Source organism: Arthrobacter sp. 10T425, assembly GCF_056393985.1.
The window spans coordinates 379,499-392,351 of the sequence record NZ_JBFTGZ010000001.1 but is presented as its reverse complement, the minus strand read 5'-3'; the positions used below and the strand labels follow the sequence as shown (position 1 = coordinate 392,351).

The window sequence follows — 12,853 nt, the reverse complement described above, 5'->3', positions numbered from 1 at the left end:
GGAAGGACCGCGAGAGGTGCCTGTAAGAATGGGGCATGCCCCCGCATAGTTTTCCGATCAGACGGTTGGCCGAAGACCCGGACCACGTCCTCGACCGGCGCCGGTGGCCAGGCAACCTGCCCCCTGTCGCACAGGTTCTGGACCAAGGGCTCGACCTGACCCCGGCCACAATCTTCGTAGGCGAAAATGGGTCGGGAAAATCCACTCTCGTGGAAGCCATTGCACTGGCTTATGGCTTGTCTCCAGAAGGCGGATCTACAGGCGCCCGCCACAGCACCCGATCCACGGAGTCCATACTTGCCGATCACCTGCAGCTTGTCCGCACCGCCGGCGCCACAAGACGCGGCTACTTCCTGCGCGCGGAAACCATGCACGGCTTCTTCACCTACCTCGAGAAGAACCCGAGCACCGCGGGTCCGGACATCTCGTTCCACGACATGTCACACGGTGAATCGTTCCTGGAGCTGGCCGTGGATCGTTTCCGGGGACCCGGATTGTGGGTGCTCGATGAACCGGAATCAGCGCTGTCCTTCGCGGGATGCCTCAGCCTCCTTGCGGTCTTGAAAGATCTCCTCGCCGAAGGCTCCTCGCAAGTCATCATGTCCACGCACTCCCCAGTTCTTGCAGCGCTTCCAGGCGCGCAGATTCTCGAAGTCGGCCCGTGGGGACTTCGGCAGCAGGAATGGTCGGACCTCGATCTGGTTTCCAACTGGCGATCATTCATGGACTCCCCCGAAAGATACCTGAGACACCTATAAGGCCGGCCCGGTCGGGGTTGAACTAACGGCGTCCCCGAACGGAAAATGCCAGACAACGCCACAGGGGAAAAACGAACCGCCGACCGCGGTCAACGCTCATGTCATGTGTCGAGCTTTCCCGACTTCCTTTGGGCGAGGCGCTGGAGTTGCCGTGCGTGAACGCCGCTCACCCAGTCCCACCCGGGAGCGGCCGATGGGCCGACCCGCGGGTCGCTGGGCTCATGGGCGTCACGCAAGGCGTGCACGTACGCCCGATCCTGGTCGATCCGTGCGTGTACCTGTTCAGCTCCGCCGACGGACCCGTGTCCGGGGACAAGGACATCGACGTCGCCCGCCACGCCCTCGAGCAGCCGCAGCGCGGCGAGGTAGTCCTCGATCGGGTCTTCGGTGTCGTTCAAGTCGAGCATCGGGATCAAAACATCAGAAAGCATGTCGCCGGCGACGAGAACCCCACGTTCCTCAATCAACAGCGCCGCGTGGCCCGGGGCATGTGCTCGATGCTCGAGAATGCGGACTTGGGGCCCATCCCAAGGAATCTGCACCGTCCCGACGGGCAGGCCGGTAAGAAGGCCGAGGAGGTCCAGCGGTACCTGTTCGGGGATGCCGGCCGCCTTCGCGACCGCGTCCACTCCGCCCGACAGCCGATCCCGGGCGGTAGCCGCGCAGCGCGCGGTGCCGTAACGGGGAGCCGCGCCGAGCCCGGCGTGCCAAAGCAGGTGGTCCCAATGAGGATGCGTCGAGAAGCCTGCCACAACGGTCTGGCCCGAATCGGACAGATCCTTCGCGAGGCAGTCCATTTCGTAGCCGTGCACCCCGGCGTCGATGAGCAGCACGCCAGCCCGGCCCTTTACGACGACGGCGTTACTCTGGCAGAACTCGCTCTCGTGGATCAGCACACCCTCCGCGACCTGCCTCAACACGAACTGGCCTCGTTTACATCGCGGACGGCGTGGTTGTCCCCCGGAACTTGCTCCACCCGCAGCTCGGCGGAGACATTCATCCAATGGTCGATGCGGCCCATCATCTCCTCTTCCTAACAGTGATACGTTCTGCAACTCCTATACTGAGGACCAAATACCTGTCAAGGAGGAATTGTGGAACCTCGGTCCCAGTACACCCTCGGCAGCTGGGGCCTCGGCTGGCGCACCAAGACGGTTGACCGTTTTGCTAGGATCGGACCAGTCTTTCGTCCCCTACCTTTCAGTTGGCGGCCGGTGGATCCCGGAAATGCGCGCCAGGGTGCTTCAGAGAAGGCCAGCGGAACTCCCGATCAACTCGCGCAGCGGGTGGGTAAAGATCCTGCTTCCACATCCCAGAGTTGAAGTTGAGGTTCACAGATGGTCATTCAGGATCGCGCGAAGGCCACCCGCGGTGCCATTGTCGTCGGTGCCGCTGCGGTCTTTGAGGAGCACGGCTACGGCAGTGCCAGCCTGACCCAGGTCTCTGAGACAGCCGGGGTGACCAAGGGCGCCCTCTATTTCCACTTTCAGTCCAAGGAAGATCTCGCCAGGGCGGTCATCGAGGAGCAGCATCGGATCGTCGTGGCCGAAAGCGAGAGCATCCTTGCCGGGGATTGGCCAGGCCTGACGGCAATGATCCTGCTGTGCCGCGCTTTCGGTCTTCAGCTCGTGCACGAGCCAGTTGTCAGGGCCGGCATCCGATTGACGTTTGAAGCGACGGCTTTTGGTCCGCCCGTGCGCGGCCCCTACGAGGACTGGATCGCCGTCATGGAGCAGCTTACCGAACGGGCCAAGGCAGAATTGCAGGTCCGGCCCTCCGTCGACGCCGGGACATTTGCCCGATACCTTGTTGCTTCGTTCACCGGGGTTCAGATGGTCTCCGGAGTACTTACCGACCGAGCGGACGTCATGCAACGGATCGAAGAGATGTGGGAGATCGTGCTGCCGGGGATCATGCATGACGATTTCAACGGTGACCCCCATGCTCTCTCCGGACTGGTTTCCGCTGGAAGCCCCAACCCGCCGCGGAATCCCACCCCACCAGCACCGTGACGGGCTCACACGGCCACCGAGTACTGCAGCCCCGGGCAGGTGGCGCCTTGCTTGCCATCCGCGGGACTTTCAGCGAGTCCAACTCCCATAAACCGGATGACCGCCTTGTTTTAGGGTGAGTGGTCATTTATTCTTGTCTCGGATCCATTGGGGACTCCGCTCGGAGAGCGGCTGTGTCGGCGCGCATTTTTTGGGGGGCGCCGGCACGGACCCCTGGCCTGGACTGTCCGCCATGGCGATCCAAACGTGACGGCGGCGGCCGCCGCCGTCACGTTTGAACTTGAACAGGCCTCCGCCTATGGTTGTGGGTGGCGCCCCGATGCATCCCCCAATAGCATCGGGGCGCCCCCATGTGCGGAGGCGTGAAGCGGGACGAGTGAGGCCGTTCGAGAGCCCTCCCCTAGGCCACTACCCACGCCAAAACTGCGCCGCTTACCGTCGAGACGAAAATCTCAGAGGGACAGTTTGAAGCCCACGTGCGACGCTTCGAAGCCAAGACGCTCATAGAACCGGTGTGCCGCGACCCTGGACTCGTCAGACGTAAGCTGAACCAGCCTTGCGCCACGCCGGCGCCCTTCAGCGATCGCCCACGTAATCATCGCCCCTCCAAGGCCGTTGCTCCGAAGGCTAGACCGGACCCGCACTGCCTCGATCTGCAGTCGTGTCGCTCCGCCTCTGGCGAGGCCGGGAATGAATGTCAGTTGCATGGTCGCAACCACTTCATTTTCGGTTGAGACAACTACGAGAAGAAGCTGCGCGGGGTCCGCATCAATTGCCTGGAAAGCAAGATCGTAGGGACGCCGGTGCTCGTCTGCAATCGAGTCGACAGAGGCCCGGAGCTGGTCGGCAGCCAGAAGCCCAACAATCGAAGCCACATCACATGATTCAGCTTTCCTGATGGTGAATGGGCCGCCAGGCAGTTCCAGTTCAGCGAGAGTCATTTCCCCAGTATTCCAGCCATCTCGAATCAGTCAGGCGCCGGCCTCCGTCGACTCGAAACTACATGGTGAATTCTGGACTGCCGCTGGCCAAAAAGCCGCAGGCTGGAGCCACCCGAAATTGCGGCTCCAACTTTCGGGCCACCGTTTCACGAGTCCATTTAGACCTTCGGAATATCGGGCCGGGAACTGCAGTGGCAAGGATCAGGCGATAGCGAACGGATTTCCGGGCTGCGTGGCGTTGGTCCGCCGGCGTGAGGCCAGCACGCCAATGATCGCGGTCACGACGACGACAAACGTTGCCAAAACTGACGCGTTGAGGACGAGCGAGAGTTCCATTTGGTGCGGGAGAAGCATAGATTCGTCCCACCCTGCATTGTCGGCGCGATTGATGAAGTCTGCGTCGATCGGATTCCACAGGATGGCCGCGACACTGGTTGCCACCAACGCGCAGAGACTGACGGCCAGCTGGACGACGGACCATACTGACGGCTTTCCCTTGTGGCTTAACGGACGTTTGTCCATAGCTTCCCCCGTTTAGTGTCTGCAGTGGCCGTTGCGGCCGCCGTGAATGCATTGCCCGTTGCCCACCGCCGGGGCGGCGTCAGCCGGCCCGGTCGCTTCGATAAGCCCTGAGTGCGTCTTCTCTGATCCACTTTCGGGTCAGGAAAGCGTCCAGAACGCAAGAAACGCCGAGGATCGTCCAGGAAGTCCAAACCGGCGCAAGTCCGGCAATCACCAAGACCCCGACAGCAACAACGAAGCCGACGGAGACGTAGCCATAGATCCGGCGTGCACGGGTTGCAAATCGCGCCTCTTGCGTTTCGCGAAAGTAGTTCAGCATCAGTCCCCCAAGGTTCGAATCGGAGCCTACAGCACTGGCTGCACCAAATACCGAAAATGGGTGCGCGCCAGATACGGCTTTGACCCACACCATTTCTGAATCACGGAGTTATCGGGCGTGTCATCGGCACCGCTATTTGGTCTGCTCCTCTCCGCAGCACGTTAAAGGATCCTGCACCGGCACGTCGGGTCGTCGAGTTGCCTCGAACCGCGTCCCGTCTGGTTCGATGAGTGCATGGATCATTCGCAACTGAAGCTGTCCGCCCCGAAACTCAATGCGGGCGATCGAGTCGCGGTTCTCTCCCCGTCGTTCGCCGCCCCCGGGTTCGCCCCGGCCGTGCATGAGCAGGCGATGCGGCGGCTTACATCGGCTACGGGTTTGATTCCTGTGGAATTCCCGACGACGCGCAAGCTCGGATCCAGTCCCGAGGAACGGGCGGCGGACATCAATGCGGCGTTCGCCGATCCCAGCATCCACGCGATTCTCGCCACGATCGGCGGCGACGACCAGATCACGGTCGTACCTCATCTTGACGAGGCGGCCGTCCGGGCGAATCCAAAGATCTTCGTCGGATACAGCGACAACACCAACCTGCTGAACTGGCTGTGGTCACTCGGGATACGCGGATATTATGGCGGTTCGACCCAGGTCCACCTCGGCGCCGGGCCGGGCGCTGACGACGTCCACCTCGCTTCCCTGCGGGCCGCGCTGCTCACTGGGGGCGAGCTCGAGGTCACCGATCCCGGGGAGTCAGAGGACTTCGGGCCGGATTGGCTCGAGCCGCGGGCACTCGTCGAATACGGCGACCGCGAACCCACCGAACCCTGGACGTGGACAGGTCCCGAGCGCACGGTCTCCGGTTACACCTGGGGTGGCTGCATCGAAGTCCTCGACCAGCTCGCCATCGCCGACAGGCTGCCCTCCGTCGACGCGCTCCGGGGCACAATCCTGATCCTCGAATCCAGCGAACTGCTGGTTCCCGCCGATTGGGTCAAGCGATGGGTTCGAGCGCTCGGTGAGCGTGGTGTCCTGGGGGCGGTCGACGGCGTGATGGTCGCCAGGCCTCCAGTCAGCAGCCACGGGCAGGTTCCGCCTGCCGCCGAACGGGCTCGGCTCCGCGCCGCACAGCGCGATGTGGTCAGCACCGAAATCGCGCGATACAACCCGGACGCCGTCGTGTGCATCGGGGTCCCCTTCGGACACACCCGACCGCAGTGGATCCTCCCCTACGGCGGTCGAATCCAACTCGACGGCGAAGCCAGGAGGGTTACAGCCAGCTATGCCTGATCGTGGCAGGCAGTGCCGTGAGCACACGTCGGGTGATCATCATTTCCTATGCGGTCGGACGCACGTTCTGATTTGACCGGAAGAGGTTGATGGGGTCGTATGCGGCTTTGACGGCGGCCAGCCGGTCGTAGTTGGCGCCGTAGGCTGCCCTCACCCGCTCCTCCCCTTCCTGGCCAAGATCGTTGACGTACACCCCGCTAGCAGCAAAGGGCTGCATCGCTTCGAAGAAGGCGCGGGCCCAGCCGACGTGTCGCTCCGTTTCTGCTGGATTGGACCACTGGGCCAGGATGAGGAGTTCGCTCTGGGACCGGCGATGGGGAAATGCCGTGGCCGCCGGGGGAACCCGAGCGGCCACACCGTGCAGTTGCTGCATTCCGATGCCGCTCGCCGTTGAAGGCATCTCGGCCGCAAACTGGAGCAGGACATCGATGGCGTCGGCGGTGAGGTCAGTCAAAAAGCTCGATTTCCAATAGTGGTGCCGGCCCGACGGAAAGCCGCCGTCGTGGGCGCTTTGCCAAACGCCATAGTTGGTGGGCACCACCGCGTCCACATCTGGGCCGAGGTCGCGCAGGGGCCGGAGCGCCAGCTCCGCCTCATCATGCCCGCCGCTCCAGCAGACGCCGACGCCGAAGACAGGGCGTCCTGAGGTGTCACACCCCAGACTGGCCGACATCGAGAGTTCGTCGGGGCACGAAGCGGCGAATCCGGGATAAAAGCCCAGGACCTCCCTTGTCCGTTCGGCCGGGAATGAGAGCGCTCCGGCAAGAACCTGTCCGACCGGATGCAAACGATAGGTGAAAGACGTGACAACACCGAAGTTGCCGCCGCCTCCGCGGATGGCCCAATGGAGGTCGGTGTGTTGGTCGGGGCTCGCCGTCAGCAGCCTGCCATCAGATGTCACGATGTCGGCGGCCAGCACGTTGTCGCAAGCGAGCCCGTGTTTGCCGTTGAGCCAGCCGATGCCACCTCCGAGGGTCAAACCGGCGATGCCGGTAACCGACACGACTCCGAGCGGCGTGGCCAGGCCGTGCGCCTGGGTGGCGACGTCAAGGTCGGCCAGGAGCGCACCCGCTCCGGCCACGGCGACGCGCCGTTCGGCGTCGACCTGAACGTTCTTCATGCCGGAGCAATCCAGCATGAGCCCATGGGCGCCGACGGCGTTCCCTGCCACGTTGTGGCCGCCGCCCTTGATGGAGACAGGGAGATCATTTTCCCGGGCGAAGGTCACGGCACGGCGAATATCCTCGGCGTCGGCAGGGCGGACAATGACGTCCGGCCGGCGGTCAATCATCGCATTGAAGACCTTCCGGGCTTCGTCGTAGCCGGCGTCTCCGGGCCGGAACAGCCGGCCCCGGAGCGCCGAGCCCAGGCCATCGACGGCGGATGGGTCAAGCGACGGTGCGGGGGTCCCGAAAGCCACGCCACGGCACCTTTCTCGTTCGAGATCGTCAAGGACGCGCGCCGGCCGGCGGCGTCGCGCTCATTTGACCGTCAATGAGCCGTGCATGTTGGGGTGGTAGTTGCAGTGAAAGGCGTAGGTCCCCGGTTCGGAAGGTGCCTTGAATGTGGCCGTCCCGCCGTTTTCCTTGACCTCGACATCAAAGAGGGTCGCATTCTGGTCTGCGGTTACCGTGTGCTCTGCGGTGTCCATGTTGATCACCTTCACCTCCGCGCCGGGAGCCACCGCACCCGGTATCTCGTAGGCGAAGTTGCTGATCGTGATTGCGGCGGCGGCGGCGTTTGCCGCCCCGCTTCCCGGCCCCGAAGCGGTGGAGCCGGCCGGGGCAGACGGTTCCATCGACATGCTGGGCGAGGTCCCGGCGGTCGTGGCGGGCGCCGACGCCTGCGTTCCGCCGCCTCCGGCACAGCCGCTCAACCCGATCAGTACCGTCGCCAACACAAGTGCAGTCCGTGTCTTGTTGCTCGTCATGATGTGCCGTCCTCGACGCTGGAGGGGGCTGAGAAATCAGCCCGGCTTCCTTCCATTCTGCATCCGCCACCATCAAAAAGCACCGCTGAAAAGCTCCGACAGAGAGCACGGGCCATCAGGGCTGCGTCCTGGACTCTTGCAGGTAGGCCATGAGTCCGGCCAGTTGCTCAGGGGTCCAGGGCAGACCGGCACTGAGGGCAGTCCTATTGTCCTGCCACATGGAACGGGCAGCGGCTTTGGTCTCTTCGCCTGCGTGGAACATGGATCCGATCTCGTCCCATGCCGTGGCCCATTCCCGGATGGACGGATCGGATGCCGGCGTCCCGTTTTCGACGTGCCTGAGACCCTCCTCGACCAATGCGGCCCACCGGACTTTGGCGGCCTCGATGCTGTCGCTGCCAAGTTCGGCCCTGCGGCCGGCCAGTTCCTGGCGCTGTTCTGGGGTGAAGTAGTTTTCGAGCATGGTGATCATCTCCAAAGTTGCCATGAACTGTTCCGGCGCCGGCATGGCGGCCCCGTCGATGCGTGAAAGCAGGTCGCGTATCCGGTCCTGGACCGCCCGGACCTGCTCGGCGTGCAGGCGAAGGTGCAGCAACTGCCTTTCCAGGAGCGTGCGCAGCGAGCCCATGTCATCGGCAGGGGTTCCCAGTGCGACGCCGATTTCGGCCAACGGGAGGCCGAGCATCTGCAGCGACCGGATCCGGTAGAGCCGCCGGACGTCTTTCTCGGTGTAGCGGCGGTGGCCGGAAGCCGTCCGCCGGCCTGCCGGCAGCAACCCAATCTCGTCGTAGTGATGGAGCGCCCTGACCGTTACGCCACACGCTTTGGCAAGCTCGCCGATGCTCCATTGATCTGCGGCACCGCTCGTCTCTGTCATGGGAACAACCGTAGATCCTCACCCCGCGTCAGGATCAAGACCCTACGCCGGCCCCGCGTGCCGGCCGCCGGCCCCGTCCCGTCCGGTCAGCCCGTCTTCCCGGCGTCAGCCAGCCTTACCGACGTCGGCCAGCCGGTTGTTCAGCCGGTCCACCTCGTCGAGGACTTCGGTCGCCGCCCAGGCACGGCTGCGCTTGGACTGGGTGACGGGGGTAATGACCCCGGCGGCGGAGAGCCGCTGCAGTGCGGCGTACACGGAGCTTTCGGCGACGCCGGCAATGTGGGCTGCGCTGTGGGCCTCGAACACGGGCCGCTCCAGCAGCCACGGAATGATCTTCTCGTCCGCGGATCCTCTGCGTGGCCTGGCCAGCTCCAGCCACATCGCCGGCAGCGCATCGAGGGCGGCGACGGATTCGCGGGCAGCATCCGAGGCACGGACAGCGGAACGGGCCAGGTAGAGCACGAACGGATCGGCATCACCGGAGCGGTAGTTATTGACCAGGCTGAAGTAGGTGTCGACGTCGGCGACCATCGCCGACGCGATAGGGGTGACGGTGTTCCTGGTGAGCCCACGACGCCGGGAAATCGCACCGATGAGTGCCCGCCCGATCCGGCCGTTGCCGTCCGTGAACGGGTGGATGGACTCGAAGTGGGCGTGCGCGATTGCCGCCTGCGCCATGATCGGCACGTCGCGGCGGTTGCAGAAGACCATCAGGTCTTCCATCAGGTCCGGCACGAGCTCCGGCGGGGGCGGGACGTGGATGGCGCCGCGTGGTGAATGGTCACTGCCACCGATCCAGTTCTGAACCTCCCTGAACCGGCCGGCGTGTGGGCCGTCCATCGGGTCGTCCTTCATGAGCGTGCGATGGGCGGCCAGCATTGCCTCCAGCCGGATCTCGCCGGTTCGCCCGGCGTCGTCGATCATTCCTTGTACGGCGTCGGCGGCCGCCACCATGGAGCGGGCGTCGTCACTGGCTTTGAGCCCGATCATGGCCCGGGCGTAGTCGTCGCGGTTGGCGTTGACGTGCTCGATTTTGGAGGAGGAGACCGCCTCGCTGCGGAGCAGGAACCCGCTAATGGCGGCCATCCGCGTGCCGGCGGTGACGTCCAGGGACGCGATGGCGACGGCGGCCTCTTCCAGGGCGACGATGGTCTCACGCCCCGGATCGAACCAGCTCCCGGCGATCAAGGGTGGCAGCGAGACCACCACCTCGGTGAATTCCCGGTCTTCGCGCGGCGGCCGCCCGGACGACTTCCAGGGCATCATCTTGCTGCCGTGCGCGGGCCAGCGGGTCATGGATCCTCCGGAAGTCTAAATAGTCACCCTACTATTTAGATTTTAGGGGCTAAACATGAATAACGCGACGCGTGCTTCGGAAAACCTGCCCTGGCGGGGCGCGCTGCCCTCGATCGTCCAGCCCTAGGAGCCGGCTTCCCTCACGTCCGGCCGCGTGGCTTCCTGCAGCACCCAGCGGTTGCCATCCGGGTCGCTGAAGTAGGCGAAGGCGATTCCACCCATGTCCTGGACTTCGCTGATTTCGGCTCCCCGCCGAAGCAGCTCAGCCCGCGTGGACGCCATATCGGGGACCACCAATTGCAGGCCCTCCAGGCTGCCCGGCGGCATGCTGGTCATTCCGGTACCGACGACGATAGAGGCGGCGGAGCCCGGTGGCGTGAGTTGCACGACCCTCATTCCCGGGATGTATTCGACGTCGTGGTCCAGAACGAACCCGAGCCGGTCCGTATAGAACGACTTGGCCTGGTCCACATCACTGACCGGTACTTGCACTACCTCGAGGCGCATCTCCATGCGGCTCACAGTACCCCTGTTTCCAGCTGCGCACAGGCCGTGGATCAAAGGCGCGCCCTACAGGTGATGCCAGATTCTTGTCGTTCACCGCGGAGTGGGACGTGCAACCTGCGGCGTACAGGAAGCATCCGATGGAGCGCCCGGGTAGTACCCAGGTACCACTTGTCCCTGTTCAGGAGTGTCCTCGGGGCCGATGTGTGTGGATTGGGCGATCCGTAGCGTGAAAGAACAACGCTGGGGACATGGACGGCACAAGCCCCGCAACTTCACACGGAATCGAGACTCACTCATGGCTCCCCTCTCTGGACGACTCATTCACGCCGCTCTCTCGGTTGGCCTGTCCCTCTTAGCTGTGACCGCGATGGCTTTCGCGGGCGCGGTGGTGGCGGACGCGCAAAGTCACATCCGCCCCGCCGCTCAAGAACTGACCAACCTGCCCACGAACCGGCCCTCCTCTTCCGGCACGATAGTTGTCGCCGTTGTCCTGGGATCGTCAGGCACCGTGGGAAGTGACGTTCTGGCCCCCTACGAAGTGTTTGCCAGTTCCCCGGATTTTTCGGTCTACACAATCGCAGCGCGGGCCGTCCCTGCCGCCGTCGACGGGGGTCCGGCGATTGTGCCCACGTACACGTTCGAGGACATCCGTTCGGGCAGGGCGCGGCAGCCTGACCTGGTGGTGGTCCCGGCCGTCGGCGCCCCGGAGAGCGCAAAAGAAGCACCCACGCGGGACTGGATCGCGGAACAAGCGGGGCGCGGCGCCCGCATCCTTGGCGTGTGCAGCGGATCAATGGTCCTGGCCGAAGCCGGTGTGCTGGACGGGCGAAAGGCTACGAGCCACTGGTCCCGCCTGGGTGCGCTCAAGCGGAGCCATCCCGAGGTCCAATGGATGGGAGGCCTGCGATTCGTTCAGGACGGCAGGATCACCACCACGGCCGGTGTGTCTTCCGGCATCCCCGGTGCCCTGAAAGTCTTGGAGGACCTGGCCGGCACGGCCGAAGCCGAGCGAGTCGGTCGGCTGATGAATTACCCGGGTTGGCAGGTGGCGGCGGCAGCCCAGATACCTGACCAGTTCTTCGCCGCCTCGGATATTCCCGTCGGGCTCAACGCCCTCCTCCCCTGGTTCCGGCCGACGATCGCCGTCGGCCTCTTCAACGGGGTGGGTGAAATCGACGTCGCCAGCGCATTCGAGGTCTACAACATGTCATTCGCTGCCCGGACGGTGGCGGTTGCCGCCACGGACACGGTCACCACCAAACACGGGATGATTCTCCTGACCGTCCCGGAACACGAGGCACCTCCGGTGGACAACGTCATTGCCCCTGGCGCGGCTGGGGACGAGGGCATTGATCCGCAATTGCGCGGCTGGGCCGCGTCCCGCGACATTCCCGTGGATGCTTTTGCTGGCGCCGGCGGGGTGCTCGGGTTCGACGGCGCCATCACGTATCTGGCGCAGCACACCGACCGTACAACCGCTGTATCGGCAGCTAAGATGATCGACTACCCGACGGCGCACCTCAACCTTCCGGCCGGAGAAGCTTCTGGCCGGGTTCCCGGACTGATCGCGCTCGGCCTCCTGCTCGCCACCTTGATCGGTTCAATCCCAGCGGTCATTCGAAGCGCCATCCGGCGCCGAAGGGAAGGGCGCGGCTAGCGGGTCCCGTAATTGCCTCGGATTCACGAATATGCTCTCCACAGCCACCACAAGACGGCGTGCATCGCACGGCGCAACACGCGTTGCTGCCCAGGACTCGACAAGGGGATGGATCCAGATGCTGTTGGACCAGCTTTCCGCAATACTCGCCTGCGCACTCTTGGCCGGCCTGGCTGTATTCCAGGTGGCGCTGATCGCGGGAGCACCGCTGGGGAGAATGGCATGGGGCGGACAACACCGCGTCCTCCCGGCCAAACTCAGAATCGGGAGCGCAGCATCCATACCCCTGTACGCCCTCTTCGCTTATGCGGCGCTGGCCAAGTCCGGCTTTGTCCCGCTGTTGGTCAGCGAATCATTTACTGCGATCACCGTGTGGGTGCTGACGGCATACTTCGTGCTCGGAGTCCTCATGAACGCAATCTCCCGGAGCAAACCCGAACGCTTCGTCATGACCCCCACCACGATGGCCCTGGCAGCCCTCTACCTGGTCCTCGCACTCCACTGATCTCGTGCCAGCAGCTCCAGGAGCGGCAACCTGGCAGTACTGGCCGCACGCCAACAACGCCACCATCGCCATGACCCAAGGACCCTCATGCATTCCACGACCGGTACAGTCCGGAGCATGACCGACGCAGGAACACTGCGCACCCCGCAACACTGCCGGGTGTGGCCTTGACGTCGCCGGTTTCGTCGGACGAAGCGCTTCGGCTGGGCGGATGGCGCCCTGGTCCGCGTATTACAGACGTC

At 64.2% G+C, this 12,853-nt stretch carries 14 protein-coding genes; 5 read left to right on the top strand and 9 right to left on the bottom strand.

What is annotated here, in order from left to right:
- Positions 1–35: 35 nt before the first annotated feature.
- Positions 36–758, top strand: a complete 723-nt coding sequence (locus AC1DDH_RS01870) for an AAA family ATPase (RefSeq protein WP_476930945.1) — start codon at positions 36–38, stop codon at positions 756–758.
- Between the two features lie 101 nt (positions 759–859).
- Here AC1DDH_RS01870 and AC1DDH_RS01865 read toward each other — a convergent pair whose 3' ends face one another.
- Entirely contained in the window at positions 860–1,654 is a 795-nt protein-coding gene (locus AC1DDH_RS01865) for an MBL fold metallo-hydrolase (RefSeq protein ID WP_476954725.1), read from the bottom strand.
- A 441-nt stretch (positions 1,655–2,095) separates the two neighbouring features.
- Here AC1DDH_RS01865 and AC1DDH_RS01860 point away from each other — a divergent pair, with 441 nt between their 5' ends.
- The gene (locus tag AC1DDH_RS01860; RefSeq protein ID WP_476870871.1) at positions 2,096–2,770 is read left to right on the top strand and encodes a ScbR family autoregulator-binding transcription factor; all 675 of its coding nucleotides are present in this window, start codon (positions 2,096–2,098) and stop codon (positions 2,768–2,770) included.
- 452 nt (positions 2,771–3,222) lie between these two features.
- Here the strand turns inward: AC1DDH_RS01860 and AC1DDH_RS01855 are convergent, their stop codons facing one another.
- The 3 genes from AC1DDH_RS01855 to AC1DDH_RS01845 all read right to left on the bottom strand — a co-directional run bounded on the left by AC1DDH_RS01855 (position 3,223) and on the right by AC1DDH_RS01845 (position 4,645).
- Positions 3,223–3,711 carry a GNAT family N-acetyltransferase gene (locus AC1DDH_RS01855; protein WP_476954724.1) on the bottom strand — a complete coding sequence of 163 codons (489 nt, stop codon included), beginning with the start codon at positions 3,709–3,711 and terminating at the stop codon, positions 3,223–3,225.
- Positions 3,712–3,912: 201 nt separating this feature from the next.
- On the bottom strand, positions 3,913–4,152 hold the full coding sequence (locus tag AC1DDH_RS01850) for a hypothetical protein (RefSeq protein WP_476954723.1): 240 nt from the start codon (positions 4,150–4,152) through the stop codon (positions 3,913–3,915).
- 160 nt (positions 4,153–4,312) lie between these two features.
- Positions 4,313–4,645 (bottom strand): hypothetical protein, encoded by a 333-nt coding sequence (locus AC1DDH_RS01845; RefSeq protein ID WP_476849242.1) that lies wholly within the window; start codon positions 4,643–4,645, stop codon positions 4,313–4,315.
- 141 nt (positions 4,646–4,786) lie between these two features.
- Between AC1DDH_RS01845 and AC1DDH_RS01840 the strand changes: the two genes are divergently transcribed.
- Positions 4,787–5,839, top strand: a complete 1,053-nt coding sequence (locus tag AC1DDH_RS01840; protein WP_476947754.1) for a S66 family peptidase — start codon at positions 4,787–4,789, stop codon at positions 5,837–5,839.
- Between the two features lie 46 nt (positions 5,840–5,885).
- Here AC1DDH_RS01840 and AC1DDH_RS01835 read toward each other — a convergent pair whose 3' ends face one another.
- From AC1DDH_RS01835 to AC1DDH_RS01815, 5 genes are all read right to left on the bottom strand, one after another.
- On the bottom strand, positions 5,886–7,259 hold the full coding sequence (locus tag AC1DDH_RS01835; RefSeq protein ID WP_476954722.1) for an FAD-binding oxidoreductase: 1,374 nt from the start codon (positions 7,257–7,259) through the stop codon (positions 5,886–5,888).
- Between the two features lie 60 nt (positions 7,260–7,319).
- Entirely contained in the window at positions 7,320–7,769 is a 450-nt protein-coding gene (locus tag AC1DDH_RS01830; RefSeq protein ID WP_230009278.1) for a cupredoxin domain-containing protein, read from the bottom strand.
- A 115-nt stretch (positions 7,770–7,884) separates the two neighbouring features.
- Positions 7,885–8,646 (bottom strand): MerR family transcriptional regulator, encoded by a 762-nt coding sequence (locus tag AC1DDH_RS01825; protein ID WP_476954721.1) that lies wholly within the window; start codon positions 8,644–8,646, stop codon positions 7,885–7,887.
- A gap of 105 nt (positions 8,647–8,751) precedes the next feature.
- On the bottom strand, positions 8,752–9,942 hold the full coding sequence (locus AC1DDH_RS01820; protein ID WP_476855790.1) for a Fic family protein: 1,191 nt from the start codon (positions 9,940–9,942) through the stop codon (positions 8,752–8,754).
- A 123-nt stretch (positions 9,943–10,065) separates the two neighbouring features.
- On the bottom strand, positions 10,066–10,455 hold the full coding sequence (locus AC1DDH_RS01815) for a VOC family protein (protein WP_476855789.1): 390 nt from the start codon (positions 10,453–10,455) through the stop codon (positions 10,066–10,068).
- A gap of 361 nt (positions 10,456–10,816) precedes the next feature.
- On the opposite strand from AC1DDH_RS01815, the gene AC1DDH_RS01810 reads away from it, so the two are divergent.
- Both AC1DDH_RS01810 and AC1DDH_RS01805 read left to right on the top strand, forming a co-directional pair.
- Positions 10,817–12,106: a DJ-1/PfpI family protein gene (locus AC1DDH_RS01810; protein ID WP_476954757.1), complete on the top strand. Its 1,290-nt coding sequence runs from the start codon at positions 10,817–10,819 to the stop codon at positions 12,104–12,106.
- A gap of 118 nt (positions 12,107–12,224) precedes the next feature.
- Complete coding sequence (locus AC1DDH_RS01805) at positions 12,225–12,611, top strand: hypothetical protein (protein WP_476857036.1); 387 nt, start codon at positions 12,225–12,227, stop codon at positions 12,609–12,611.
- Positions 12,612–12,853: the final 242 nt, after the last annotated feature.